The sequence below is a fragment of the Spirosoma litoris genome, assembly GCF_054776755.1.
Genome location: NZ_BAAHBI010000043.1, coordinates 1 through 24,740, shown reverse-complemented (window position 1 = coordinate 24,740; position 24,740 = coordinate 1). Strand labels below are relative to the sequence as shown.

Annotated in this window: 23 protein-coding genes; 6 read left to right on the top strand and 17 right to left on the bottom strand. The window is 47.2% G+C overall.

Translation table 11 applies throughout. The annotated features are described in order from the left end of the window. From ACYVGR_RS26475 to ACYVGR_RS26435, 9 genes are all read right to left on the bottom strand, one after another. A partial coding sequence (locus ACYVGR_RS26475; protein WP_460962490.1) for a WD40 repeat domain-containing protein occupies window positions 1–621 on the bottom strand: 621 nt, incomplete at its 3' end. A gap of 26 nt (window positions 622–647) precedes the next feature. Next, window positions 648–2,492 (bottom strand): outer membrane protein assembly factor BamB family protein, encoded by a 1,845-nt coding sequence (locus ACYVGR_RS26470; protein WP_460962488.1) that lies wholly within the window; start codon window positions 2,490–2,492, stop codon window positions 648–650. Between the two features lie 27 nt (window positions 2,493–2,519). Beyond that, window positions 2,520–3,959 (bottom strand): C1 family peptidase, encoded by a 1,440-nt coding sequence (locus tag ACYVGR_RS26465; protein ID WP_460962486.1) that lies wholly within the window; start codon window positions 3,957–3,959, stop codon window positions 2,520–2,522. Window positions 3,960–4,008: 49 nt separating this feature from the next. Next, complete coding sequence (locus ACYVGR_RS26460; protein WP_460962484.1) at window positions 4,009–5,583, bottom strand: caspase family protein; 1,575 nt, start codon at window positions 5,581–5,583, stop codon at window positions 4,009–4,011. A 453-nt stretch (window positions 5,584–6,036) separates the two neighbouring features. Then, window positions 6,037–7,749 carry a caspase family protein gene (locus tag ACYVGR_RS26455; protein WP_460962482.1) on the bottom strand — a complete coding sequence of 571 codons (1,713 nt, stop codon included), beginning with the start codon at window positions 7,747–7,749 and terminating at the stop codon, window positions 6,037–6,039. Window positions 7,750–7,781: 32 nt separating this feature from the next. Then, entirely contained in the window at window positions 7,782–8,813 is a 1,032-nt protein-coding gene (locus ACYVGR_RS26450) for a hypothetical protein (protein WP_460962480.1), read from the bottom strand. 11 nt (window positions 8,814–8,824) lie between these two features. Further along, on the bottom strand, window positions 8,825–9,766 hold the full coding sequence (locus ACYVGR_RS26445; RefSeq protein WP_460962478.1) for a DUF6175 family protein: 942 nt from the start codon (window positions 9,764–9,766) through the stop codon (window positions 8,825–8,827). Between the two features lie 47 nt (window positions 9,767–9,813). Beyond that, window positions 9,814–10,308: a hypothetical protein gene (locus ACYVGR_RS26440; protein ID WP_460962476.1), complete on the bottom strand. Its 495-nt coding sequence runs from the start codon at window positions 10,306–10,308 to the stop codon at window positions 9,814–9,816. 11 nt (window positions 10,309–10,319) lie between these two features. Beyond that, the gene (locus ACYVGR_RS26435) at window positions 10,320–12,671 is read right to left on the bottom strand and encodes a hypothetical protein (RefSeq protein ID WP_460962474.1); all 2,352 of its coding nucleotides are present in this window, start codon (window positions 12,669–12,671) and stop codon (window positions 10,320–10,322) included. Window positions 12,672–13,032: 361 nt separating this feature from the next. Between ACYVGR_RS26435 and ACYVGR_RS26430 the strand changes: the two genes are divergently transcribed. Beyond that, a complete protein-coding gene (locus ACYVGR_RS26430; protein WP_460962472.1) occupies window positions 13,033–15,726 on the top strand; it encodes a CHAT domain-containing protein in 2,694 nt (897 codons plus the stop codon). On the opposite strand, the gene ACYVGR_RS26425 is transcribed toward ACYVGR_RS26430, so the two are convergent. Beyond that, the gene (locus ACYVGR_RS26425) at window positions 15,641–16,348 is read right to left on the bottom strand and encodes a tetratricopeptide repeat protein (protein WP_460962470.1); all 708 of its coding nucleotides are present in this window, start codon (window positions 16,346–16,348) and stop codon (window positions 15,641–15,643) included. The two genes, ACYVGR_RS26430 and ACYVGR_RS26425, sit on opposite strands and share 86 nt — an antisense overlap. Further along, complete coding sequence (locus tag ACYVGR_RS26420) at window positions 16,335–16,919, bottom strand: RNA polymerase sigma factor (protein WP_460962467.1); 585 nt, start codon at window positions 16,917–16,919, stop codon at window positions 16,335–16,337. The genes ACYVGR_RS26425 and ACYVGR_RS26420 overlap by 14 nt, the downstream gene beginning before the upstream one ends. Before the next feature lie 185 nt (window positions 16,920–17,104). On the opposite strand from ACYVGR_RS26420, the gene ACYVGR_RS26415 reads away from it, so the two are divergent. Beyond that, window positions 17,105–17,305: a hypothetical protein gene (locus ACYVGR_RS26415; RefSeq protein WP_460962465.1), complete on the top strand. Its 201-nt coding sequence runs from the start codon at window positions 17,105–17,107 to the stop codon at window positions 17,303–17,305. 14 nt (window positions 17,306–17,319) lie between these two features. Here the strand turns inward: ACYVGR_RS26415 and ACYVGR_RS26410 are convergent, their stop codons facing one another. From ACYVGR_RS26410 to ACYVGR_RS26400, 3 genes are all read right to left on the bottom strand, one after another. Further along, window positions 17,320–17,856: a hypothetical protein gene (locus ACYVGR_RS26410; protein ID WP_460962463.1), complete on the bottom strand. Its 537-nt coding sequence runs from the start codon at window positions 17,854–17,856 to the stop codon at window positions 17,320–17,322. Between the two features lie 154 nt (window positions 17,857–18,010). Further along, window positions 18,011–18,262, bottom strand: a complete 252-nt coding sequence (locus tag ACYVGR_RS26405; protein ID WP_460962461.1) for a hypothetical protein — start codon at window positions 18,260–18,262, stop codon at window positions 18,011–18,013. 7 nt (window positions 18,263–18,269) lie between these two features. Continuing rightward, window positions 18,270–18,674, bottom strand: coding sequence for a hypothetical protein (locus ACYVGR_RS26400; RefSeq protein WP_460962459.1), 405 nt, complete (start codon window positions 18,672–18,674; stop codon window positions 18,270–18,272). A gap of 88 nt (window positions 18,675–18,762) precedes the next feature. On the opposite strand from ACYVGR_RS26400, the gene ACYVGR_RS26395 reads away from it, so the two are divergent. Together ACYVGR_RS26395 and ACYVGR_RS26390 are read left to right on the top strand one after the other, a co-directional pair. Then, window positions 18,763–19,020 carry a hypothetical protein gene (locus ACYVGR_RS26395; RefSeq protein WP_460962457.1) on the top strand — a complete coding sequence of 86 codons (258 nt, stop codon included), beginning with the start codon at window positions 18,763–18,765 and terminating at the stop codon, window positions 19,018–19,020. 62 nt (window positions 19,021–19,082) lie between these two features. Then, window positions 19,083–19,469 (top strand): hypothetical protein, encoded by a 387-nt coding sequence (locus ACYVGR_RS26390; protein ID WP_460962455.1) that lies wholly within the window; start codon window positions 19,083–19,085, stop codon window positions 19,467–19,469. 89 nt (window positions 19,470–19,558) lie between these two features. On the opposite strand, the gene ACYVGR_RS26385 is transcribed toward ACYVGR_RS26390, so the two are convergent. Continuing rightward, on the bottom strand, window positions 19,559–20,392 hold the full coding sequence (locus ACYVGR_RS26385) for an IS5 family transposase (protein WP_460962453.1): 834 nt from the start codon (window positions 20,390–20,392) through the stop codon (window positions 19,559–19,561). A gap of 400 nt (window positions 20,393–20,792) precedes the next feature. Between ACYVGR_RS26385 and ACYVGR_RS26380 the strand changes: the two genes are divergently transcribed. Continuing rightward, window positions 20,793–21,794: an alpha/beta hydrolase family protein gene (locus ACYVGR_RS26380; RefSeq protein WP_460962451.1), complete on the top strand. Its 1,002-nt coding sequence runs from the start codon at window positions 20,793–20,795 to the stop codon at window positions 21,792–21,794. A 235-nt stretch (window positions 21,795–22,029) separates the two neighbouring features. On the opposite strand, the gene ACYVGR_RS26375 is transcribed toward ACYVGR_RS26380, so the two are convergent. Next, a complete protein-coding gene (locus ACYVGR_RS26375) occupies window positions 22,030–23,415 on the bottom strand; it encodes a hypothetical protein (RefSeq protein WP_460962449.1) in 1,386 nt (461 codons plus the stop codon). A 512-nt stretch (window positions 23,416–23,927) separates the two neighbouring features. Here ACYVGR_RS26375 and tnpA point away from each other — a divergent pair. Beyond that, window positions 23,928–24,377: an IS200/IS605 family transposase gene (gene tnpA / locus ACYVGR_RS26370; RefSeq protein ID WP_460962447.1), complete on the top strand. Its 450-nt coding sequence runs from the start codon at window positions 23,928–23,930 to the stop codon at window positions 24,375–24,377. Here tnpA and ACYVGR_RS26365 read toward each other — a convergent pair. Next, on the bottom strand, window positions 24,305–24,740 hold a 436-nt coding region (locus ACYVGR_RS26365; protein ID WP_460962445.1), incomplete at its 5' end, for a two-component regulator propeller domain-containing protein. The genes tnpA and ACYVGR_RS26365 overlap by 73 nt on opposite strands.

The window sequence follows — 24,740 nt, the reverse complement described above, 5'->3', positions numbered from 1 at the left end:
CGTATGCCCGCTCATAGTGCGGATTTCTTTGCCTGTGCTGGTCTCCCAGAGCTTGAGTGTATTGTCAGAACTGCCACTGAGGATGTGCCGTCCATCAGGGCTGAAACCTACCGAGGATACCGAACCCGTATGCCCACTCATGGTGCGGATTTCTTTGCCTGTGCTGGCCTCCCAGAGCTTGAGCGTATTGTCAAGGCTACCACTCAAAGCATATCGCCCATTGGGACTGAAATGCACGGAGGATACCGAACTCGTATGCCCACTCATGGTGCGGATTTCTTTGCCCGTACTTACCTCCCATAGTTTGAGTGTATTGTCAGCGCTACCACTCAAAGTGTAGCGCCCGTCTGGGCTGAAACACACCGATAAAACCGAACCCGTATGCCCACTCGTGGTGCGGATTTCTTTGCCTGTGCTGACTTCCCATAATTTTATTGTTTTGTCAAGGCTACCACTCAAAGCATATCGCCCATTGGGACTGAAATGCACGGAGGATATAGATCTATCATGACTCATCTGACTTGTAAATCGCATAGCACCGGGTGGGTCTTGAGCATAGAGAACTTTAGTAGCTAAGAGTAACCATAATAGGAAGAAAGCAGTATGGGATTGGGCAGTCATGGCGGCTAGGCTTGTTAGAAATCAAATTACTTTTTCAGCAATAACTCATCTCCCGGCCTAAGCAACCAGGTTGGTTGTTGTTCGCGCTGTTTTTGGGTGCGGACTAGGGTAGGGACGGTTTCGCTTAGGTAGGCATAGAGTTCACTCAGGTAGAGTTGGTTGTTTTTGTCGGTGTCGGCGGCTCCGTTCAGGCCATCGAGCAGGGCTTTGGTAAAGGCCCCGTGCTGCCAGGCTGCATCTTCATAGGCCAGCTCGCCTGGACGGCAGGCTGCCAGGATGTAGGTATTCGGAAATTGCTTTGAGCTAAACGAGAAGGCTTTATGGGTGGATAGACGTGGATTATTTTTTTCGGGCTTTGGGGCATAGGCCATACAGGCATCCAGCAGGATTAGTTTACGGCAGGGGAGGACGTTTAACTCCCGCAGTAGTTGGCGCAGGCCGACGGTACTACTGCGAGGAGCTACCCGGTCATAATCGCTGCCTACCAGCCGGAGGTCGTTCTGATAATCAGTGAGCATCCCCGACACAAACAGAATAATCCAATCGTCGGGTTTGGGATTAAGGGTGTTTCGCCACCGCTCGACAGCTATAGCCATCTGCTCAGCGGTGCTGCGCTCGGGCGTATTGAGTACCTGAAACGATACCTTATCGAAAGCTTTGCCGCTTTGCTGCCCAAACGCGTCGGATACGGCGGATGCATCGGAAGCCATAAATTCCAGCGAGGGCAGTGAAACGCCTATCGATAACCCATAAACATTAGTCTTATTTTCTCGGGACATGCCCAACAATGGCTCGGGTTCACTCCTCGTAGCCGATTTGCTGTTCTTGGCCTGCCACTCCTGCAGGACGGTTTGGCTGGCACTCGTATAGATAACACCGTATCGTTCTGACGACAAGGGCATTAGTGCCAGATAGTGGCTTTTGCCCTGATTGGGCTGGCTGAATCGACCTACTGCGCGAATTTCATGCTGGGCGTTTAGTTGGAGTAGACTCGCTCCGGCGGATTCCTGTAAGAGTACCAGCAGCGTATGGTCCGGTTTTTCGAGCACATCGATGCCTGCCTCCTTCGTGTTGGTATCGCTCAAAATTTTAGTCCAGTGTTGCTTACCGTTTTTGGGTGAAATTACCATCAGTCGGCCCTCTACATTGTCGGGGCTAAAAGCGGCAGATGTTCCCTGGCCAACCAGTACCACATCCCCATTCTGTAATAAACGCATCTGGTTCCAGCGAACCTTATCGTTGCCCGCATCGAATGACCAGCGTTTATGACCAACCTTATCGATCCCGATTACGTTGCTTCCAACAGTGAGTACCAGACCACTATCCGGGAGAGTTAACAGACCCAGCGGACCATTCACCTCTGGGTCGGGTTGCGAAGTATCGTCTCCCCAGCCTGATTTGCCCGATGCACTCAGGTTGTATAGGGAAAGACCTTTGTCGGTACGGGTAACCACCGCAATACGTCCGTCTGCAAACTGGGCTACATCGGCCTGAGTACCGGGCCCCACATCGGTTTGCCAGATGAGTTTACCGTTATTCGTCAGACTAATAACTGATACACTCAGTTGGCCATTTGTAGCTTCGCTCACCAGAGCAGCCTGCTCATTGGTAGCTGAAACTGCCCGCAGATTGGGGTATGACTGGCTCCATTGCGTCTCACCAGCTGTATTGACGTGGCTAATGAGAGAGTTTTGGATAGACCAGTTTGCCAGCAACAGGCCGTCGGGAACCGAGATAGCAATGGACGATGGGGCATGTTGAATAATATGAGTGTGGATAGAAGCGATCGAGTCTATCGATTGAGCAAGGGTCAGACTCGATGCCCACAGGCATAGTGCTAACCAGAGCCCGTGGGCTGTTTTCTTTTTCATGTGCGTGGATATGACGAGTTGACGGGCTTAATTCACGGACTGAACTTTGAGTACCAATGGAATCACATCGCCCTGTGTCGTGCTGGTGGTAGCCCCCATCTGGTTGTTCTGGTAATTAATAAACTGTGATGGCACCAGCCGACTGCCCAGCCCGGCCCGAAGGCGACTATAGATATCGCCCGAACTGTTGCGAATACGCTGAAGAATTGCAGGCAGCTCATCGAGAAGCGGTTTATCACTATAGATTACACAGAGGTAATCAGTACCAGATTCCTCAATGACAAGCGCCTTATCTTCTGCCGGAATAACCAAATCGAATTTAGCCTTCGGCAGAATGTCTGTCACGTTCATGCCGTATGAATTATCCTGCACAGCCGCTAATTTTTGATTCAACGGATAATGCGCTTTGATCTCATTTTTTGGATTAATGCTAAATACGCATACATACTGGGCTTGCCGGGCATTGCTCGCCAGCAATTGGAAACGGTCGCCAATCTGCCAGTCTTTCCGACTCAGTTCATAAACACCGTTGCCCATGTGTTTGGGGCTTACCTGGTTGAAGTTACCTGTATTATTATCGAGGTATTGAAACGCGAAATTACCACCTACCTCTGTTGTATTAGAGCCTTTGCCTGGCGTGGGTGAGTCGGGCAGAACCAGTACAATACCCCCAAGTGCTATCTGAGCAAAATCGTCGAAACGAATAGAGAAATAACCGTTTCGCCCCCAATTGGGCCCCCATGAGTTGAGGATTTTGAAGCTTACCCGATCGTAGCCAACTACCGTAACGGCGTGTAGTCCTTCAAAGTTGCCACCGGGCTGGTAGTAGTCGTCTGATGCCGTTAACTTTCTGAATCGGTCTGTTGCCTGAATCCCCACAATAACTGGCGTATTATAGAGCCCAATTTGTTGTTGCGTGAAGAAAACCTTCTCACGGTTGGTATTGGTCTTCCCAAAAATCTTAACTACCTGTTTAATAGGTCGATTCTGTCGGGCTTTTTCCTCCAACGCTTTGGAGGGTTCATCTTCGCATCTAGTATACTCCTGATGAGTGACATCTCCATTATCAATCACGTGCTGGGCAATGGCATCCAGGTTGAGGCCTCCGATGCAATTAGGTCGCAGTTTCTTGTAGGGCAACATAAATGACAAGGCTCTCCGTTGAATTTCAGCCGGGTCAGTAATATTGTTCTGGATGGCATACTGGGTAGGGTAAGCAACGTACAAGGTTGATATCGCAACACATGTAGTTAACTTGCCCTGGTCAATAGGGGGTAATGCGAATCTGGATAGATCGGCATTTAGCGGCAAAGCACCAATGGATTTGGCACCCTGATTGGGGTCTGGAAAGGTTGGTATGGCGCCAAATTCTAAATCATCGAATGTTAAGCCATAGGTACGCTCCTGGGCGAGCGTAGTAGTGGTCAAGGTCAGCAGCAGACTGAGGGCCAACAGATATGTTTTCATAGCTATTTTCTTGTTTGTGGGTATATCGTTTTTTGTGAGGAATTTCTAATCAGCGACCTGGAAAAGCTGATATTATTTTTTGAGACGTGTGTGACGGTTCATCAGATAGTACCAGCACAATTCCTCCCAAGGCAGCCTTGGCAAAGTCGTCGAATCGCATGCGGAAAAATCCTTTGTTTCCCCAGCTTTTGCCGTATGAGTTGACCATCAGGAAACTCCTTCCAGGTATATCGTAACCGACTACCGTTACAGCCTGTAATCCTATAGACAAGCCGCTTGGTTTATAATACTCGTCGGTGGAGTTTAGTGTGGAAAACGACTTTGTCACTTCAATCCCTACAATTACTGGCTTCCCTGAATTACCAACTGGCCCAAGTATTGCGTGAATTTTCTCAGAATCCGTATTGCTGATGCCAAAGAGCTTAATGACATCTTTAATAGGGCGATTTGTCTGGGCTTTAGCCAGCATGTCAGCCGAGGGGACACTACTACAGGATAGATCTGGATACTCCGCATACGAAACATCACCCTTTTCCTGAATATAACGGGCAATATCAGCTAGCCCGAGCCCTTTAGTACAGTCGGGCCGCAATTGTTTATAAGGCAGCATAGGGGATAGAGCGATCTGTTTAAGTTGACTCGTATCCGTGATCATGTGCAGGGCACCGTATTGGGTGGTATACGCATAATAGGCTGTTGCCCAGGGCACACAGGTAGATAGATTTTTCTGATCAACTACAGGAGGGACAAAGCGCGACAGGTTGGCAACTAACGGGATGGTCTGCCCCTGCCTGACAGGTTTGGTCGCTGCACTAGTCAGATTGGTTATCGACGAGTCGGGTTGTGGGATCATTCGGCTAAACTTGAAATCACTCGTTAAGCGATCATACCGCACCAGCGACTGTTTTCCGTTTGTCTGTGCAGTAACTCCCTTGGCCGTTCGGTCAATAATGGTGCGGATGCTTAGGTCTGACGTTGTGAGGTGCTTCAGCAACTCGCTCGTAAACACGCTGTTTCGTCCATCAGAACCTTCAATAGCCATACTGCCTGGTTCAGCCGCATAAACTAGCATACCCCCCTTCGGTATAATTGGCGGAATAGAATGATCAGTTGCCGTTGAACATTCATTTAGCTGAAAACTGCCATTTCCTGCATCTAACAACACGAAGCTATTGGGTACCGAGCATTCGTTCAAGGTGCTAAGGAGGTTTCGTAGATCGATACTGGAGGTGGCCAAATCGCAGTCAGCCTTCGCGTCAATCGGCATTAAGTAGTAATGACCTTTATGATTTCCTGCATGGACCGAGAAGTAGAGTAAAGCCACATCAGTCGAGTGAAGTTTTTCACGGAATTCGGCAAACCCAGTCATGAACTGTGCATACGTTACGTTCGTCAGCGTAGTAACCTCGAATTGCAATGACTTCAGTGCCTGAGCCACATCAGCAGCATCATTCAGCGATTTTTTGAGGGGAGGGACGTTTTGATAAGCATTGTTTCCAACCACTAGTGCTACTCGCCGGGCAGGTGTAGTGGCGGTGAGAGAGGTGATTCTGATTTGGGCATTTGTCGGGTAAATAGCCAGTAACGATACTACCAAAGACAGCGAAAGCAGGAGTGTTTTCATAAAATTTGGAGTGTTTGTGGATAGATCGTTATTGAGGGTAGTATTTCTAATCAGGATTTCAGAAAAAATTAAAAAATTTTTCACACGGCCTTTAATTAGCTAGGTATATCCTCCTATTTAAAAGGAAAGATGACCGAGCCGTTAAAGCGGCTTTCATGTCGTCGGCATCATTGTATGCTTTTGTTATGTCATACTGGTCAATTTTATAATCCTGATTAGCAAAGATTACAGCCGCTCTTTTTCGAGTACCTTCAGGCAAACTGGTAACTCCGAGGGTTTTGTTCTGGGCAAATAACTGGCTCATAATAAGTAACAGCCATAGTGACGAAAACACAACAGTGCGGAGTAAGATAGTAGTCAGTAATAGGTTTGGAGGAGACAAAGAAAAAGAGCCACCAGCGATCCGATGGCCGAAGCGATCCAGAAAATTTAGGGATTGCCGACCATCAGAGGTTACTTTTTGGCTTTAGCTAAAGCAGAAAAGGAAGACTCGATGGCTTTGGCTAAAGCAATTTCCTGAGTTGGGCCAGTTCCTATTTCTTTAAATTCCTGCTCGTCTTTCGTAGTCTGCGTTTTAAGGTCAAGAAACGTAAATCGAACGGTCGTCTGAACGTACCATTTTGCTGAATCGGAGCCTTTTACGGGCGCGTACTCGGTTTGGTATCTTGTAATCACACAGAGTTCGTTCGCTTCTACCTGATCAAAGATTCCGGGATTAGTCGATTTATAGCCATCCAGTATCGTCGTAATGGTTCCATCTCTGACCAACCTACCCACCTGAGCCATGCCCGAATGCACTTCCTTATTGGGCCAGGCTGCTTTCAGGTGTTTTACGGCCTCATTAGTGACCTTGATATCGACTTCAGATGCTCCGGGAAGCACGCCAATGAAGGAGATCCGCACTGGTGAGGGTGAGGGTGCTGGATTGGGCTTGACTACTTCAGAAGAACAGGGGTTTATAACTAAATCCGCTTTCTTTTCGGTCTTTAGGTTAAAGATTGGATAATCTGCTTCCAGTGTATGAGCCAGTTTGGGATGTTGAGGCCGATGGTAAACGCTATCGACCATGTCCGGAACTCGACCAATAACGTAGTTAGCTAATTCACCTATGGTAATAAACCTGTCTGTTTTACCGGTTGTCGGATCAACCGCATTGGCGTGCCCTGACAACCCCTCCAGAATGGCTTTTGTAAAGGCTCCGTGCTTCCAGCGTGGGTTTTCGTAGGACAACTCATTGTCTTTGCTGCTTACCAGCGTCACAATACCAGAAGGAGTTTGGCTTAGAACAGACTGTGCTTGTTCGAAGCTGCCAATCCAGTTTTTATTGCCATCGGCAGTTCCACTATGACAAGCGTCCAACAGTACGATGCGTTTGCAGGGAACCATTTCCAGATTCTTGATAATGTCTTTCTGATAGAAAAACAGCACATATCGCTCATCCCGTACGTTGTGCCCGGCATCATTGGAAACTAGCCCAAAATCAAGTGAGCCAAAAGCAGAACTCGACTGACCATGACCGGAAAAGAATACGACAAGAATATCTTCGGCACATAAACCCTGGTCGCGAAGGTCGGTCATCGTTTGGCCAAGACTGGAAAATCGAGTCTCTTCGTCACAGATAAGCACCTGTCCGTTTACTTTGCTGAAAAGGCTTCCTTCCTGCGTTTTGAAATAAGCAAAAATATGAGCGGCATCAAGTTGTGTATACGTAAGGTTATAGGGTACACCGACACAAATAAGATGGAGAAGTGGCTTGCCTGGCTTATGGATCATGTATAAAGGCTGGCTGCGTAGAACCTCCCCACTCCCAGAACGAATCTCCATTTCCCAGGTATTATCGCCGGGCAATAACGTCACCTGCTGGGTCAACTGTACCTTCCCTTCCTTACTACTTTTCAGGCTGACAACCCCTAATTTAGGCCCATCCGGTAGAACCTCTTTCCCATTGCGGAGTAGCCGCACAGTAGCTCCCTGGGCCTGCCAACTGGCAGGCAGAGCGATGTCCATTTGCAGCGTAATCTGTTCCTGATGAGTACGTACTGGCTGAACGGAGTAGTTCAGATGTTCTGGGCTAACCCAGGTAAACTGAACATTCTGTGCATAAAGGGAGAAACTGAGCAGCCAACAAACGTTGACGAAAAGAGTCCATTTCCATTTCTTACTCATAGAATGTAGGTATCTGGGTGTCGATAGGTCTATTACTTACTTGAAGACGGAATAGGAGGGCCTAAGACATTGATGATTGTCTCCTGTTTACGAGAATCCTTCATTGCCTGAGTTTCACGCTTTTGTCCATTCATAACCGTTTCCAACATATCCTTACTGGCGTGTTCCCGCTCACGCAGCAAGCGTATTTCCTGCTTTAATGCCGTCTCCGTTGATGTTTCTTGATAGCTATCCATTTGCCGAAGCAGGGCATCAACTTCAACACGGCACTTGTCGGAAGGAGGAATCTTATTTAAGTAAGCGATCGTTGGCTCAATCTGACGAGCTGCCCAGTGGTTTTTGGCTCGTGCCAGATAGAGCTTACAGGAAAACTCATCGTATTTGTCCAATATCTGGTTGATTTTATCAATAGAAGCCTGATAACAATTGTAGTTGGCACTTCGGATGTTATACAGCAGGCTGATTGCCTGAGCAAACTGAGTCTCAGCTGCAATCGATTTATCCGTTGCCCTATTCGTACTGTTGACAACGAGTGTAGCTCCTCTGGCCATGGTTTCAGCTTCATTGATAATCGATTCGCAGTTAGCAGCAAAGTAGCGCACAATCGTTTGACGACTCCCCTTAATGAATGCCTGAAGGCGTGGGTCATCAGCACGGAGACTTCGTACAGCCTCCACCATGGCTCGCTCCTCTGATCGACCAACCCCTTTAATCGAGAAGGTCTCAGAGCCGAAAATGATGCTTTTACTCCGATAGCCATTTGCTACAATCAATGTTATTTCCAGGTTCAGTACCGTAAGCGTGGGAGCTGAGGTGGTTAGGTCATGGCTCAACACGTTAATTTTAGGGTACAGGACAAAGTTGTAACTATCGTATTCGCTCATGCCTGTTTTACTAACTGCCTGCTGTAACCGAGTGACGAGTAGTTTGCCAAAAGCAGTCGTATCATCGACAGGTAGTACTGAGATTGGGATTTTAACATCCTGATCCTGGGCAAAGGTAGGTTGAATCGAGGCCAGGGCGATACTCAATGAGATTATGGCCAGTATGATGTATGTCTTCATAGTTGATGCTGCTAGCGTGTAAGAATTAATCGACCTTCACCCAGTCCCTGCGAGGTATTTCTGGCCCTGATACCACACATTTTCTGAATGTCTTTCTGTAAAATGTCAACCCAGTTCCTGGCTGATAGACCGCGTTTGGTTTTCAGGTCAACATAGGGTATTCGGATATTTGTGAACTGTATCACCTTGCCCGTAGCGTTCGGTAACATGGTGGGAGAGTCTGAGCCTTCCTTTTTGTGAGCGTCAATTATATCCTCCAGCATCTGATCATATCGTTTATCAGAAGATCCACAGTTATCGTCTAACGAAAAATCAGCAGCTCCTTCCAGGCGAACGGTTAGCTGTATTGTTCTGCCGTTATGCTCTATATCGGCCCCATGTTGTGATAATCTGGTCAGGAAATTTTCCAGATTAAGCTCAACCTGTTCTGTCAATAGGGTTGGTACATCAGCGTCCAGTGTTTCCAGGCCTGGTTTAGCAATCGTAGCAATTACTTTCCGGGTATATGAATCTTTGGCTGCCAGCAGGAACGTTAATCGGTTGGTGCTAGGCCCTTTCTGGAGTTGATACGATAACTCCAGAATCACATCAGGGCGTACCTGATTGAGTACCTGGGTTAACGCGTCAGTTTGTATGTCCTGCACGTCATCCTTTATTTTCTCATCATCAATGGCTTTCAATGTTTGCTCCAGATCTTCCAGAGGGAATTCTTTCTCAGCAAATTTTTCGGCAATGGCGGCACAGGCAAAACGAAGATCAATCAGGTCGGAGTAGGCTTTCAGGTAGTTTCGTTCTACAACAGTAACTCCCTGTACTTTTTTCTCACTGTAGCAGTTCAACCGCTTCAGAAGATCATCGGCTGGAATCACCATCAGGCGCGATTTACGCCCCTGAGCAAAGCTAGTTAGTCCAATCAGGCTGAATAACAGTACGTTTAACAGAAAATTCTTCATTATGATTATCGATTTTAGGAGGGGAATGATTGATTAGTCTGATACTCTTAAAAGGCTAGCTTCCTTTTACAGCCGTTTTCTGTCAGATATTTTCCCAGTCGCTGGTAATTAACCCGTGCGTCAATTGCTACCCGATATCCACCCTGGATTTTATACACCTCGTTGGGCTCCACTTCTGCCTGATCTATATATTTCAAGTAGTCGCCTGAGTCAAAAAACTGCTGAACAAAACCGGCACATTTTTCCTGTTCCTGCTGCGTCAGCAACGGTTTTTCGACCGAACTGCCCGATATACCACGCATCATCACAGCAGCTACTGCATATTTTTTGGCAAGCCCAAACGCCTTATCCCGTGTATTATGATTGGCATAGACACGCAGACATTGTACACCGGTATCGAGCGCTCCAGTGTGTAGGCAATGTTTATTGTTATCCCTCACTTCAAACTTCCCATCAATACCTTCGGGAAATTTTGCGGTTGTTGAACATTGGCCGAAAACAAATACAAGCGAAACCAGAAAGACTGTATGGAGACTTTTCATAGAATTGATGGTTAGAAATCAAATTTTAGGTTAAGATTTGCCTGGTAAGTATAGCCTGATACATAGCCCACTTCGGGCACCAATCGCACTTTCGTATTGCTATTGCGACCTACAAGATTAACGCTGCCAGCCATACCAAGTAATAGTTGGTAAGAACTGTTGAATATGCTTGTACCAGCAAATGGCTTTATGTCGAACTTGGGCGACAAATAGAGTTCCCGAGCCAAGTATAATTCGATTATGGTTGATTTGTCGGCAGGAATATCCCATTCCTTAGTCAGCTGTTTCTTATCGGGGAAGACCAGATTCGCCCCTAGTTTAAGTCCTGGAAGAGACACTCGACTTTTAATGATCTGCGCTAATCGAATGTCGGCACCCAGCGAAAAGGCTGGAACCCCTAATCGTTTTCCATACCCTACCTGAAACCCAACACCATAGTCATCATTTTGCCGGATGAGGTCAAACGGTTGAATACGTATACCGTCAGTTTGCTTAAAAATCGACATGGTTTTCAAGTCCTCCTGCACCAAACTATCGGCACGTCTCTGCTGTGCTTGTCGGGCCTGAAGTCTGGGAGATAAAGAAGACGGTTTTGAAGCGGCTTTCGATGTATTGCGTTTGGTTGGCGTGGAGCGTAAACTTGCCGTATTGACCCCAAGGCTAGCCAGAAAAGTAGGCTGCTCCCTGGTGGTAGGAAAACGGTCCAGGTTATTTCCGATTTTAACGACACGTAATGTACCGATCCTTTCCTGACCGACATTCCCATTTTTGTCAATCGTTTTTCGATAGACCAGATAGCGCTGATCAATATACGTACCTTGCTTTCGGCCAATCTCAGCGGTAATGTATGGTTTGGTTTTAATGATAGAAGCATGCACCTGTAAGTCGGCAACATTGCGCTCACACTCCTGCAATAATTCATTTGTGGCACTTTGCGCATACACCCAGTCCTGAAACAAAGCAGTCTCATTGGCAAGACAGGTATTATCCGCAGTTCTGGCGTTGTTGCGGGCTAACTGTTTTGTACAGATTTCGATCTTCTTCTGAATAGCCACCGAGTCACTAGGAGCTGACGACAACATATATTCATAGTAGTTTTTAGCGCACTGGTACGATTTCTCTCTATAAAATTGGTCTGCTAACGGTCGGAGGCTAGCTGCGGTCATTTTTTTGACCTGATTCTGTAGCTCAGTAATCGACTGTGCTCCGGTTAGCTCGATAATTTCTTCACTCCGGGGGTCGCAGCTCATCTCAGGCATAGAGACACTTCCTACAAATTGTAAGGGATGGCGATTGGCAATGGCGTTAATATTCAGCCGTGTCGTATCGACATGGTACAAAAATCCTCGGGCGCTGGCCACATTCGTTTCGTGGGCTTTGCCGTTGATGTAGGTGACCTTTTTGTGCGGCTCAAGCAGCGCTAATACAAGAATGTAGTTCTTCCGGAGTAATTTTTCCCAGACGGCCAGCTTCTTAGGGTCGATTCGCTGGCGTTTATCTCTTGGATCCTGCGCCAGCATAATACGATTCATCAAAATGACCTTATTGGTCCATATCTTCAGGACATTCGTCCCTACATTACCAGCCACCAAGGATTCACGGATCTTTTGTGCCAGTGGACTTTCGGTCTGTCCAAAGGTATTGGCCGGATCGGCTGCGGTTGCCTTTTTAGCTAAAAGCGTTGACGCCTGTTGACTAGCGCTAGTTATCGGCTTGCTTTTAGTTTCCTTTTTAATCCTCGGTAAACTCGTTGATTTTAGGCCCGTCAATTCGTAAAAAGTAGTGGAATCCCGAAGTAGTTCTATAAACAGTTTATCCGTATCAAATTTGACTTTATTGTAGTAATGCTTAACGCTGACCAGTACATCGCCCACGAGAGGTTTCACGGATTGTCGTCGGAATAATTCGCTAGGTTGATAAACAGGCTTTCCTTCTGATGTCGTTTCGTGAAGCCCTGGAACCGAAATAATAACTGGTAGCACCGAAATACTGCTGTGATCCATACGGTAGTACATAGCCTCATCTCCATTCCCTTTCTGACGAATGGTATTCCTTGCTTCCAGTTGGTGGGGCTGTTCAGGGTTGTTTTCGTCGCCGACAGGTTGCTGTTCGGGTGGAGTGTCATCTTTCTGCTCGACTTGAGGTATTGGTACAGGTTCTGTTTTCGGTGGTTTAGCGGTGGTGCGCGGCTGGGGTTTCGCTATTGTCTTTTGGGCGGGTTGCCGGAGGGGGCGTTTGCCGGGCAGCGGTTGGGCATACCCATACGAGAAAGCCAGTAAAAAAGCTCCAAGCAGCAGCAAGAGCATTTTAGCGGAGAAGTAGTTCTCCATTTGGGATGGTATACAGAAAGAGAGTTGGTTCATGGTAGTGGGCGAATTGGACTAGTGATTGAGGTCGCTGATGTTTTTATCTGGTGTATCGAATCAGGCAGACTTTTCTAATCAGGAAAGCAAAAAAATGGCTCTACCCTGATTCAATCCAGTCTGGAGAGATAGTAGCGCCAATAAGAATTAGCCCAGTTGGACAGAAACAGTGAATGCGATTCATCCCGACGCTTGTGAGCATCGGGATGAATAAGTAAGGATGAACAGCCATACAGAAATAAGCTGGGTGTGTGAAGCAGAAAGCTTTGTATGACGATATTCCAGCAAAGTGGTAGAGGTAACAGTTTTTTTAAAAAATAGTCTATTTGTTCTATTACCAACAGATTCAGTAGCTTTGAGTATGAATGGATTTCAGAGCGTAAAGACAATTGTAGCATTTGGATTGCTGGGAGTCAGTCCGTTAATGGCTCAGTTGCCTCAGGCCCGGCAGTATTGGCAGGATGCGCAGTTATGTATCAGTAAGGAGCCAAAACGAGCTCTGGGACTGTATCAAAATGCCTACGAACTGGCTCTCAAAGCGGGTGAACGCGATTTCGCGGCCAGTACGTGTGTGGATATGGCTACAGTTCATTACATTCAGGACGACTACTCTGAAGCTCTCTTCCTTTGTCGACGGGGACTGGCGTTGGGAAAGCGGGCTCGGCCTCTGAACGATACGACCCGCTTCCAGCTCTATGCCAGCCTCGGTGAGATGTTCCATCAACTCACACAACCTGATTCAATTCGCCGGTACTGGCAACTGGCAGACGAGCTGCTTGAAACAAATCCTAAGTTGCTCCGGCAGACCCCTCAGCACGTAGCGGCCTATTATGGTAATCGTGGTTCCTGGGCCGTTGATCAGGGAGATTATGGCCTGGCTGAATCTTACTTTCGCAATCGACTGAATTTGTCTTCCCGATTGAAAACTATTCGAAGTCAGGCAACGGCCGAAAACCAACTTGCCAATTTCTATCTCCGTACGGCACGCTTGTCTGAAGCTGAACGCTTGTTTCGCGCTTCGTTGCTTCACTATCCAATGCAGGACATTCATAAAGGTTGGTTGCTGTTGGGTGTTGCTGATTTTTACTACAAACTACATCGATCCGATTCGGCCCAGGTGCTACTCCGGGAGGCTGAACAAATTCGCAAGAAACTCCCTGAGCCTAATCCAGAGTTCGATCGATACATCCGGCAAGGTTGGGGACAATATTATCTCAAGCAAGGACAATTGCCCATTGCTATAGCCTACCTACGGCAAACATTGGCTCTCAATGTAGCTACTAATCAGGAAGGAACACTGCCAGCGCGTACCTGGCGATTGCTGAGCCAGATAGCTGCTCGGCGACAACGCTGGTCAACAGCCTTTGCCCACGCTCAGTACTCCATTCAGGCAGTGGGCAAATCCTTTGCAAATGAGTCGTCTCGTCCATCTCTGTCGGGAATTATTAATGGCCCTGCTTTAGTCGAGTCATTGCGCTGGAAGGCTGATTTATGGAATCAGTTGGCCCTGCAAAAAAACGACTCCCAGGCTTTGGATCGGGCAATCCATACTTATCAACAGATGTTCTGGCTTACCGACCAACTACAGACTACTTATCGAGCGGAGTTGTCGAAGCTATTTTTTCAACAGGAAATCAGGCCTGCTTATCGGGCAGGATTGCAAGCTATTTTCCGCCGATGGATTCGTTCTCGGGACGTTGCTTATTTACGACTTCTACTTCAGGTGCAGGAGCAGAGCAAGGCGGCTATTCTGGCTGAGCAGCAAACGATTCCAGTTAGTTCTGCCCACGGAATTAATTTAGTAAACCAGGCAATCGATATTCATCGGCTACAGACCCGGCTTGATTCCCAATCAGCCTTATTGCACTATAGTGTTATGAGCGAAGGGCTGCTTCTTACCGTATTTAGGGCAAAAAAGGTAACCGTGATAAAGCTGCCACTGAGTATTAATCGACTCAACAGTCTGGTCGATTCGTTGCGCCCTATGGTCTATCACAGTCCAGACCCGTTTCAGTACGAAGGCCATCGAATAGCCCGACAGTTATATATTGGCCTTATCAAGCCAGTTCTATCCTCGCTGACGGGTGTTTCGCGGTTGCTTATTGTGCGCGACGGTTTACTGCATCAACTTCCGTTTGAAGTGCTCGAAACAGCCCACGAACCTGGTAGCTACTTACTAAGGCACTATGCCATTAGTTATGACTATTCGGCTCGTACCGCTTTGGGAGAAGAGCAGGTTTTGCCGAAGGAATCACCTCGTATTCTTAGCATGGCTCCCTTCGTGCCGGATGCGGCTACTCTGCCTGTTCTTCAGCGGCAGGGGTACGAGTTTTTGCAGTCTTCTCGCTCAGAAGTCGATGCGGTAGGAGGGACGGTTTCAGTGGGCGAAAGTGCCAGCAAACAGGCTTTTCTGGATCTGATAGCGCAACATGATCAATTTCATCTGGCTACTCATGCTCGGGCCAGTGACAACCCTGGCAAATCGTATGTTTCGTTCTTCCCGGGTGAAGTAGCGCACCGACTCTATGCGTACGAGATCGCCCAGCTTAACCTCAGGCATCTACGGCTGGTGATGCTGAGCGCATGCCGAAGTGGCGATGGCCGTGTCCACGATTCGGAAGGGTTGCTCAGCTTGGCCCGAGCCTTTGCACAAGCGGGCAGTCGCTCAGTGTTGACCTCGTTATGGGAAGCCAACGACTTATCGACGACTAAATTAACCACACTTTTTTATGAACACCTTCGGGAGGGTAAACCTACCGATGTGTCTTTGCAACAGGCTAAGTTAGCCTTTATTCAGCAGGAAGGAGCCAATGGAGGTTTTGCCCCTCCGTTTTATTGGGCTCATCTGATCCTGATGGGGCAAAATGGACCTACTTACCCCCCAGCTAATTTGCAGGAGCGGGCAGTCTGGTCCGGTTATGTTGCTTTGGGACTTGGTCTTCTGATGATAGTTGTGGCAATAGGGTGGGTCAGTAAACGAGCTTTTGCCAACCGATTTGGCACTTTATCCGCAAGTGATCGACGTTTCGGATCGGGTAGACCAGTTCGCCGGTAGCCATCAGCCGATGGTAGGTCGCATCGGCATTATCGGGTTGATTGGTTTGCAGATAAGCATTTACTAATTGCCACGCAACTGCCTGTCGAAAATAAGGTCTGAGATTTTTCAGGTTCAGCACCCGTTCGAAATAGGGGATTGCCAGCGCTGGCTGACCATCGGCTAAGTACGATTGCCCCTCGAAAAAATCGCGATAAAAGGTTTGCTGACGGGCCGTCCAGGAGGAGGCATTACCTGAGGAGTCCGTGCGGTATTGCCTAAGAATTGTCAAATCCTGCTGGTACGTCTGAATGTCGACGGAACTGAATAATCCCCAGCCTGTTAGGACACAAGTGGCTGCCAGAGCAGTCACCCCTAATCGGATTCGTTTTGCCCAATGCAATCGGTGCGACTCCTGCCGAATCGTTTGCCGGACTACATTTCGCAATGCCAATGTGCGAAGGTCGGTGTCGGCTTGTTTCCAGGTTTCGGCATTGGCCCGAAATTCCGGATCGGTTAAAAATCGCTTTTCGACATAGGCCTTTATGGTCGTCGATAGCGTATGCTGGTAGTAACCTTCTATTAATTCCCAGTCTCGAAGTTCGTCTGTGTTGTCCATCAGCAAGTCATTATTTGTTTTCATTTGTTTTATTATTTTTTGGCGGGGTAGGTCGGTAAATTATTGCCTTCAACTTGAGCATACAACGATATTTCTGTTCTTTTATAGCAGCATATGTTTTGTTTAGGTTTTCGGCAATCTCACCCAGATCCAGGTGATTTATGTAATAATCTTGTAGAATGATCTGACAGGTTCCGCCCAATTGATTAAGGCACTTTTCAACCTGATCGAGATAAGTTTCCTCTTCCTGTTCATCATCTGCTACTTCCAATTCCGACAAAGACTCTTCGTTCTTTGTCCGTCGTCGCCGTAATTCTTTGTACCATTTATTGCGAATAATCTTACCTGCATAGCTCGCTAATGGTATCCCGGGTTGTTGAATATACACTTCATCCCGAATTTGTAGCCATAGGGTTTCAAGCGAATCCTGAAGGATATCTTCTGCATCAGCCAGCGAGCCGCTATTCTTCCGTATAAACTGTAGGGCTATCGGCCTGGCTAGTTTGGTTAACATACGCATTCCTTTCTGAACATCCCTATACTGGTTGGAACGTAACAGCGCACATAACAAAAGATCTGTTTCAGATTGTGACATGGATGGTTAACTGTTGCAAGTGTACTCTTTACCCTTCATTCCTTACCCCAAAAAAAAGTAACATTTTTTTTGGGTAACCCTGTAATTTTTTTTTACAGGCTGCAATTCATTCTCGTAAGTCAGTTCCAAAGCTTTTCAAGGACGTCCCGGAACCGACCATTCGTCTACTACAAACTACTACTACTATGCGTAAGCAAATGCTGCGGCTGGCTTCGGTACGGCTGTGGATAGGGGTAGGTATGTTGGCGATGGGAATGGGAATGGTGGCATGCCATCAAACGTCTGTAGTTCCTACATCGTCTACTACCTCTGATTCTACAGCTATTCATCACACCTTTCAGGACGACGATCCACCTGAGAAGCCTATTAAACCAGGGGGTAACTAGCTCCGAAACATGAGTCATCCCGAATTCTGAGTCCATAAGTGGGTGAATACAATTCGGATACGATAAAGCGGTGCTGAGGCTTCTCGGCACCGCTTTCCTGTTCGGTGGCAACCCAATCGCAAAAGTAGTTGCTGCCAGTGGCTCAACTCAGTCCGTAGTAAGGAGAGTAAAAAGGCGTATAACAAAGCCACGATCATCATTAACTTAAGTCGGTTTTCCCAAAACCATAAGCGAGGTGATTCTACAGCCAGCTCCGATTTGGTATACCGAAAGGCCGTCTCAATCTGTCCCGGCGGGGAACCGCAACGGCGGGCATAGGCAAACACCATCTGCCAGGCTGATTCCACGGAGTCAATAACCTCGTTGGTGAGCAAATACCAAGGTGTACTCCCCTTACCAGGCCGCGATACGGTCAAATACAGCCGCACATCAGGGTAAGCCGGATGCCAGACTGGCTGGTAAATAATACCTGTGTTTCGATGACACTTCTGAACCGCATCATAGACTAACCGATGATCGACGGACCATTTGCCCCCCGCGTGATTTCCCAAGTCTTGATGGATTGGCCCGCCTGATTGAGCAAGCAATAATGAGTTTGCCAGCGAATCAGTCTAGCCGCCAATATCTTTCCTAACCAAGCCTGGGAGGCATAGCCTCTGTCGAAGACATGGAAGACGGTCTGACCAAAGCGCTGGGTCAGTTCGCTCAACGTATCATCGAGCACATCCGTTTGCTGGCGAGCATGCTCCCCCGTCTAGTCCACCACGCAAACTCAAACAGGCAAGGGGCCCCACTCGCACCCGCCAATAAAATGCCCAGCCATTCCAGACCTGGGACACAGACCTGTTTATCATCGGGTGGATTGAAGTAGCCAGGTCGAATGCGCTTAAGCCAGCGAGCTTTACTACTCCGAACAGTCCCCAGATCCTCACTGGCCAGAGTCTCCGGCTTTTCCATTACACTCTCATCCGCTCCGGCGGCCCGGCCAGAGTACCAACACGCGTTGGCCTTGCTGATGAAGTTGCTCAAAAAACGTCTGGGCTTTGGCACGAATGCTTGTCTGGATCAGGATATGACTCCAATTGGGACATCGTAGCAAGTTAGAGATTTGTTTCATACCCGCTGGAGCTTGACGGGCAGAGAGCAGATGTTCGCCTAATTCGCTCAATAGCAGTCCCTGATTTCGGTGCCGAAAGCGTAACAAGGTAATCAGAAGTTGGCTAAAGGTGCGTACTAACCGCACATCTATCAAAGTGGTTAACTCCTCCAGGATACTGTGGGTAAACTGGGTTAAGCGCTGTTGATAAAAAAGGCCCACGGATTGCGACCATTCTTGTTCAGAATTGGTTTGTTTTGCACCAGTATTCATTAGAAAACCTCCTGTTTTGTAGTTTGGCGACCACAAAGTTCAGGAGGTTTTCGCTTGTTTAGTCAGACCCTAAAATTCGGGATGACTCATGTTTTTTGTTTTTCTACCAGCGTATTTGCCGTCGAATGAGTTAGTACTGAAACGAAGCATTAGGAAAGCGGTAATTTCTCCCGGTGACAGCGTAAAAGTTGATAGTCGGGTTGGAGGCTATCTGCGTGGACATGAGTCCGCAACCGTCTTGAACTGGACACCTTCGGGTCGGATTAAAGTGAAGCTCGACAAAAAAGGAATGGTGAAGCTTGTTTCACCCGAATATGTGAAGAAAATAGCCGATAAGCCGCTCTGAATAATTGTGCTTTACAACCCTTTTCCAGCTAATCCGCTCTTAGTAGAATCTAGTTCCTGCTTATGAAAACGAATCTACTGGCATACTTTTTTATCTGGACGGTTGCGCTCGGTTGCTCGCCTAAAACGGATCCTTTACCCGTAGATACGTGGGCGGACGGCTGCATTGAACTGGCTCCCTACCAGGGCGCTTATCGTTTAACGGGTGTTTGCTGCGAATACATTACACTTCCCGATATCAAGTTGGATAGTAAGGGCGCTTTCGCTACAAAAGGTACCTATTCTACCTTCACGGGAGCTGGTTTCGCGGACTCGCCAATTCTCATTCAGGGACAACTCGCTCCTAATGGTGCAGCATTGACTATCAGCTATACGGTCAATGCTACTTTAGCAACTTATACACTTAAACCGGGGAAAAGGACGATGGCCTGTTTATGTGGCTGTGATTAACGCAGAGGTTCAACTGTGCTTGTGCAACGTGAAATCAAGGAAGTTAAACCACTGAGCATCTAGGCTACTTTATTAGTCTTCATCTCAGATTAAATGCCGTGGCCACCTTCCAAGAGTATGTTTTGGTAATTTATTTGGCGAGTTGGTTGAGAAGAATGGAAATAAAGGCAATTTGAAGCATAGCCTCCGCAACGGCGGCCCGGCAAACTTTCTACGCTTTTCTCCACATCTCGAAATAAACGTCGCCTGAAATTGAACCAGCCAAAGCTACGTTCAACCGGCCAGCGATTCTTTTCAGGCACAAAGCCACGACTACTCTCTGGTTTCTGTGCAACTTCCACGCGCCAGCCATATTCCGTTTCAACATGTTCGATGAAACGGACTTTGTAACCATGATCGGCAGCAATAACCGCCAGTCGTGGAACTTTCCCTTTCAGACGATCAACCACTAAGCAGCCGGCCTTATTGTCCGATACATTAGCCCCTGTCACAGCTAAAGCCCAAGGCAAGCCTAATCGATCCACTGCACTACTCCGCTTGCGGCCATTGATCTTTTTATTAGCGTCTAAACCTGTTTCTTGCTCAATGAATTGCATAATCTTTACACTCTGACTATCAATGGCTAATAGACTTGGCGTTTCCTCTCGCTGCTGTCGCTTTCGTTCTCGAACGACCAAGCTGTCCAGAATTTGTTCCCACTTCCCGTTGCGTTTGAATTGGCGGAAGTGGTAGTAGACACTTTGCCAGGGCAATAGGGGGGCCTTCATTTTAGCCAATTCTCGCCACTGGATGTCAGTATAGTTGAGCCATAAAATGGCGTTGACGATCGTACGGAGTGAATGCCAGCGTTGGCGTTTGTCATCCAGAATTTGTTGAATAACTTGCCACTGGGAGTCCGTTAGTTCTTGAAACGATTCGTTCATGATCTTGGTAGCTTGGTAACTCCAAGATAAGGCGGACTCTCATTTTTAGCCTATTCCAAACATAGTCTAAAACCTCCTTTCACTTCGTCATATAACAGGTTGACGATATACACGTGGTTTATGGCCAATAAGTAAATAAAGTTACAAAAGATGTATTGGTCCTCATCTTACATGGGCCAGTAGAGAACAGCTGAAATCCGTATCATTGAATGCCCGGATTAAGAATATGGTAAGCCTTCTTTGTTTTATGAGGGAGCGTTTGAAGAGAATATACGGCTAAAGTATAAAGTCTCATAAAGGAATCAGATTGTAAGTCCGCCTTTCACCCCGTTAACAACATTTAACTTTGACGCTTTGACTTATCACTGCACCTTTACCGACACGATAATACCTCCTGAAATTGAAACGGTTTCTACTCTCAGCTTTTATTACCATCGCTTTATCCTGTACCAAAAAGGAGGTCCTGCCTCAGGCTGATAAAGATGTATTATTTGCGGTTCCTCAACCAACAGAACTTGATCAGATTAGTCTGGACTGGCAAAAAAGAGATTTACTACCCACTAACTACCAGCTCGTTCAGGATAGTAAACTCCTGAATGGAAAATTTACCCTCAAAATAGTGGCTTATGTTGTGGCTGGTATTAAGGAATATGGTGCTTTACTCATTCCTCAAGGAGCAAACCGCCTGCCCGTTCGGCTATTGATCAATGGATTCGGGCTGGGTATAACGACCAATTCCGTTTCCCTCGCCGTCGATAGCGCCTTGGCCAAGACGCCTTTCATATTAGCCATTCCAGCTCTGAGGGGCCAATCAATAGCCCTTACTGTAAACGGCACGCTTTATTCATCCCCTCTTTCTGAGGGCGACCCATGCGATGCCTTTGATGGGGCTGCCGATGATACCATCGCGTTTCTGAATCTGATTCAACAAACCGAACCTAGCGCCGATGTTACCAGAACGGCTGTACGAGGAGGTAGCCGGGGCGGCACTGTAGCACTATTAGCAGGCATACGCGATAAACGGGTAAAGCGGGTGGTGGGTGTGGTCTGTCCCACGGATTTAGTAATGCTCACTGCTCAACATGAAAATGACCCAACCTACCAGTGCCAATTTTTAAATGCGCTCAAAACTAACTCCGCTAGTTTAGCGGCTTGTCGACGCAAATTACTTGCATCCAGCCCGCTTTATTTCGCCCAGCACTTACCCTTAACCCAATTGCATATGGGTTTAAATGATCCCATCGTTCCCATCAGTCAGGGCCGTGAGTTGGAACAGAAAATGGTCCAGTTTCAACTGGATTCAATTTTTACACTATATAGCTATCCTAAAACACATACCGATATTGCTACCGATAACCCAGCCTTAGTTGAGCGCATTGACGATTTCTTATCCAGGCTATAAAAACTGGCGAGTGGGTTATTTGATTTCAAATGGGCTTTGAAGAAAGCAACCCGGTGTCCATAGGAAACGTCTCTTAGGTTCTTCCAGGCTCACTTCTGAATGTCTCCAGCACTTATTTTCAATCTCCTGAAACGCCCGAATTATAGACACTCCCTCGTCTCAGTTGGGAGGGTTTGATGGGATTTACAATGAAAGTAACGGGCTGGCCCGCCAGGAAGCGTTGGCTTGACTTACATTACTTTTTCTTCAGCAGTTGCTGCATCAATCGCTCTAAGTGCTCAATTTTTGCCTGTTGCTGGTGGTTGATGGCCTCCTGTCGACTCGCCTTTTTTTCCTGCTCGATACTATACAGGGTCAATTCCTCCACTTTTTCTAACAGGGTGGCATTTATCTTGACTAAATCAACCCCTTCGTTGACTACCTGCTCAGCTGAGGGAACGCCGGGTAAATGACCGTTTTGCTTGATAAATCGCTCCACGGATCTTAACGAACGAAGCGTATATAGGGGACCAAAGACCTTATCACTCCACTCAGCAGAACTCTCGATTCTGAGTTGATACCGAGACTTGATCACTTCCCCCGTTTCGCTCACCGTCAAGAATTGATCACTAGTTCGGACAGTTGGACTTGAAGCCGTCAGCTTGGTTAAGGTTAAACCGCTGGTGTTGGCTGATTCGCTGACCACCTCCAGCCGATTCGTCGGTGCTGATGTACCAATTCCGACATTTACTCCATTGCCCAGAATCAGGGCATTACTGGTGGCTACTCGGCTGTTGGCCCCGATAGCGATGGCGTTGTAAAGTTTATCCTCTGCCTGACTGTTGTAGCCGATCAGCACATTGTCATCGCTGGTGGTGATGGCCGTACCCGACAGTGGCCCAATGAGGATATTGTTGGAGCCGGTCTTATTGCTTCCTCCTGCACCATAACCATAAAATACATTGCTTTCGCCAGTTGTATTGCTGGCACCGGCATAGGTACCGGTAAATGTATTGAAGTTGCCCGTGGTATTTTCTGAGCCAGTCAGATTTCCGATAAATACATTTCTATTGCCCTCCGTGTTACTGAATCCTGCCTGTGCCCCACTAAACGTATTCGTACCTCCTTTGGTATTACTATACCCGGCCTGCCAGCCACTAAATACATTCAACGTGCCCGTGGTGTTAGCATAACCCGCCTGATAACCGTCAAATAGGTTCGAACTGCCAGTCGTATTGAAATTACCCGCCTGATAGCCACTAAATACGTTCGAAGAGCCCCCAGTGTTAGTCTGCCCCGCCAAAGTACCTATAAATACATTTGAATACCCGGTCGTATTAGCCAATCCGGCTGATCGACCAATAAATGTATTGGCGCTACCCGTTGTTGTAAACTCACCGGCATCTACTCCGAAAAAACTGTTTAACGAACCGGATGTTAGCGAAATACCGGCATTGTAGCCCGTGACGGTGTTCCGATTACCTGTTACATGACCACTATTGCCTGCGCCTGGTCCGACAAACGTATTAAAAGTACCATAAGTGGCGGTGTTAGAAGTAGTGCCACTATTGGCTACATAGTTACCCTGAGCTAGCAGCAGGCCTGGTAGAAGTAGAAGAGCGAGAAAGGAGAGTTTAGTCATAAAGGAGAGGATAAAAGAGTAAAAAATTTAATCTAATTGACTCAATATCAGCTCTAGAAGCAATGCTTTAATACTATTTTAATCTATCTTTTGAGGGAACGGCAACCCTAGCCATTAACAGATTGATGATGAAGTCTAAATCAATAAAAAAACGCCCCGACTCGTAAGCAAGGCGTTTTGTCTGCATGTAAATTCACCTTACGGCTTCTTCTCAAGTAGCTACTTAACGAGCCTTTTGAGAAACAGCTTATATTATTTCTGACCCTTTTTAAAGTCCGTGAGAGTCTTTCCATCATAACGGTAACGGTCAGGTCCAAGCCAAATACTGCCATCAGTAGCCCATAACATCCCGAAAGGGAGATTCCTACGCCCTTCATATTTTGTCTTTATTACGGTTACAGATGGTTTTTTAGTGAAACTCGATAACCCACCGCCTTGGGCGGTGGTGATGTCCTAGTTGGCTTTGCCTTTTTGTTAGTTTTACGGCATGAGTAAGCATAAAAAACAATCTCATGTCGTCCGCTTCGGCGGTCCGATGGAAATGCGACTACCATATTGTCTGGACGCCTAAGTATCGTTTCCGTGTACTAACAGGTCTGGTCAAGGACTTGGTAGAGCATGATATCCGGATGTTATGTGATTGGAAAGGCTGCGAAATCATGGAGCTAAACGTGCAGGCCGATCATGTTCATCTAGTAGTCAGTATTCCCCCTCGGGTGTCGGTTTCGGAGTTGATGGGTACGCTGAAAGGCAAATTAGCCATCAAACTCTTCAAGAGCTACCCTCAGTTAAAGAAGAAGCCTTATTGGGGCAACCACTTCTGGTCACGGGGGTATTTTGTTAACACAGTTGGCATCAATGAGGATCATATTCGTCGGTATGTCAAGTATCAAGAGACTGAAGACCGTAAAGAGGAGAACCAGTCTATCGATTTCGATTTATTTGGGTCTCCTGACGAGTAAGCCTGCGGGCTATGCCCGCTCCTTGTTAACAAATCCACCTGCTTAGCAGGTGGTTGTTTAATAGACAATGACTCTTCATCATAACGGAAAATAGGCCCACCTATACTAGTCAAAACGTTTCCCTTTTGATCTTCGATTATAACACCAGCACCCGTCTGATCGATTTGGGTAAAGGCACTGCCATCATAGCGCCAAAGACCATCGGCACCGAACCAGATATTGCCTTTTTTGTCTTTAATTATAGACCATACGTTCCTGAAAGTTTTGCCGTCTTTATCGGTGAGCGTGGTAACTGTTTTTCCATGAGGCTGTTTAAACTTTACGGAAAATCCCCAAAGCTGTGTGAATTTTGAGGTGCGAACT

What these genes read in the sequence shown, in the direction of transcription:
- ACYVGR_RS26400 (WP_460962459.1), bottom strand. Translation starts at nt 18,674, where the DNA reads ATGAATACTGGTGCAAAACAAACCAATTCTGAACAAGAATGGTCGCAA.
- tnpA (WP_460962447.1), top strand. Translation starts at nt 23,928, where the DNA reads ATGTCGTCCGCTTCGGCGGTCCGATGGAAATGCGACTACCATATTGTC.
- ACYVGR_RS26385 (WP_460962453.1), bottom strand. Translation starts at nt 20,392, where the DNA reads ATGAACGAATCGTTTCAAGAACTAACGGACTCCCAGTGGCAAGTTATT.
- ACYVGR_RS26460 (WP_460962484.1), bottom strand. Translation starts at nt 5,583, where the DNA reads ATGAAAACACTCCTGCTTTCGCTGTCTTTGGTAGTATCGTTACTGGCT.
- ACYVGR_RS26430 (WP_460962472.1), top strand. Translation starts at nt 13,033, where the DNA reads ATGAATGGATTTCAGAGCGTAAAGACAATTGTAGCATTTGGATTGCTG.
- ACYVGR_RS26375 (WP_460962449.1), bottom strand. Translation starts at nt 23,415, where the DNA reads ATGACTAAACTCTCCTTTCTCGCTCTTCTACTTCTACCAGGCCTGCTG.
- ACYVGR_RS26445 (WP_460962478.1), bottom strand. Translation starts at nt 9,766, where the DNA reads ATGAAGAATTTTCTGTTAAACGTACTGTTATTCAGCCTGATTGGACTA.
- ACYVGR_RS26435 (WP_460962474.1), bottom strand. Translation starts at nt 12,671, where the DNA reads ATGAACCAACTCTCTTTCTGTATACCATCCCAAATGGAGAACTACTTC.
- ACYVGR_RS26470 (WP_460962488.1), bottom strand. Translation starts at nt 2,492, where the DNA reads ATGAAAAAGAAAACAGCCCACGGGCTCTGGTTAGCACTATGCCTGTGG.
- ACYVGR_RS26455 (WP_460962482.1), bottom strand. Translation starts at nt 7,749, where the DNA reads ATGAGTAAGAAATGGAAATGGACTCTTTTCGTCAACGTTTGTTGGCTG.
- ACYVGR_RS26420 (WP_460962467.1), bottom strand. Translation starts at nt 16,919, where the DNA reads ATGTCACAATCTGAAACAGATCTTTTGTTATGTGCGCTGTTACGTTCC.
- ACYVGR_RS26395 (WP_460962457.1), top strand. Translation starts at nt 18,763, where the DNA reads ATGTTTTTTGTTTTTCTACCAGCGTATTTGCCGTCGAATGAGTTAGTA.
- ACYVGR_RS26450 (WP_460962480.1), bottom strand. Translation starts at nt 8,813, where the DNA reads ATGAAGACATACATCATACTGGCCATAATCTCATTGAGTATCGCCCTG.
- ACYVGR_RS26425 (WP_460962470.1), bottom strand. Translation starts at nt 16,348, where the DNA reads ATGAAAACAAATAATGACTTGCTGATGGACAACACAGACGAACTTCGA.
- ACYVGR_RS26405 (WP_460962461.1), bottom strand. Translation starts at nt 18,262, where the DNA reads ATGGAAAAGCCGGAGACTCTGGCCAGTGAGGATCTGGGGACTGTTCGG.
- ACYVGR_RS26415 (WP_460962465.1), top strand. Translation starts at nt 17,105, where the DNA reads ATGCGTAAGCAAATGCTGCGGCTGGCTTCGGTACGGCTGTGGATAGGG.
- ACYVGR_RS26390 (WP_460962455.1), top strand. Translation starts at nt 19,083, where the DNA reads ATGAAAACGAATCTACTGGCATACTTTTTTATCTGGACGGTTGCGCTC.
- ACYVGR_RS26440 (WP_460962476.1), bottom strand. Translation starts at nt 10,308, where the DNA reads ATGAAAAGTCTCCATACAGTCTTTCTGGTTTCGCTTGTATTTGTTTTC.
- ACYVGR_RS26465 (WP_460962486.1), bottom strand. Translation starts at nt 3,959, where the DNA reads ATGAAAACATATCTGTTGGCCCTCAGTCTGCTGCTGACCTTGACCACT.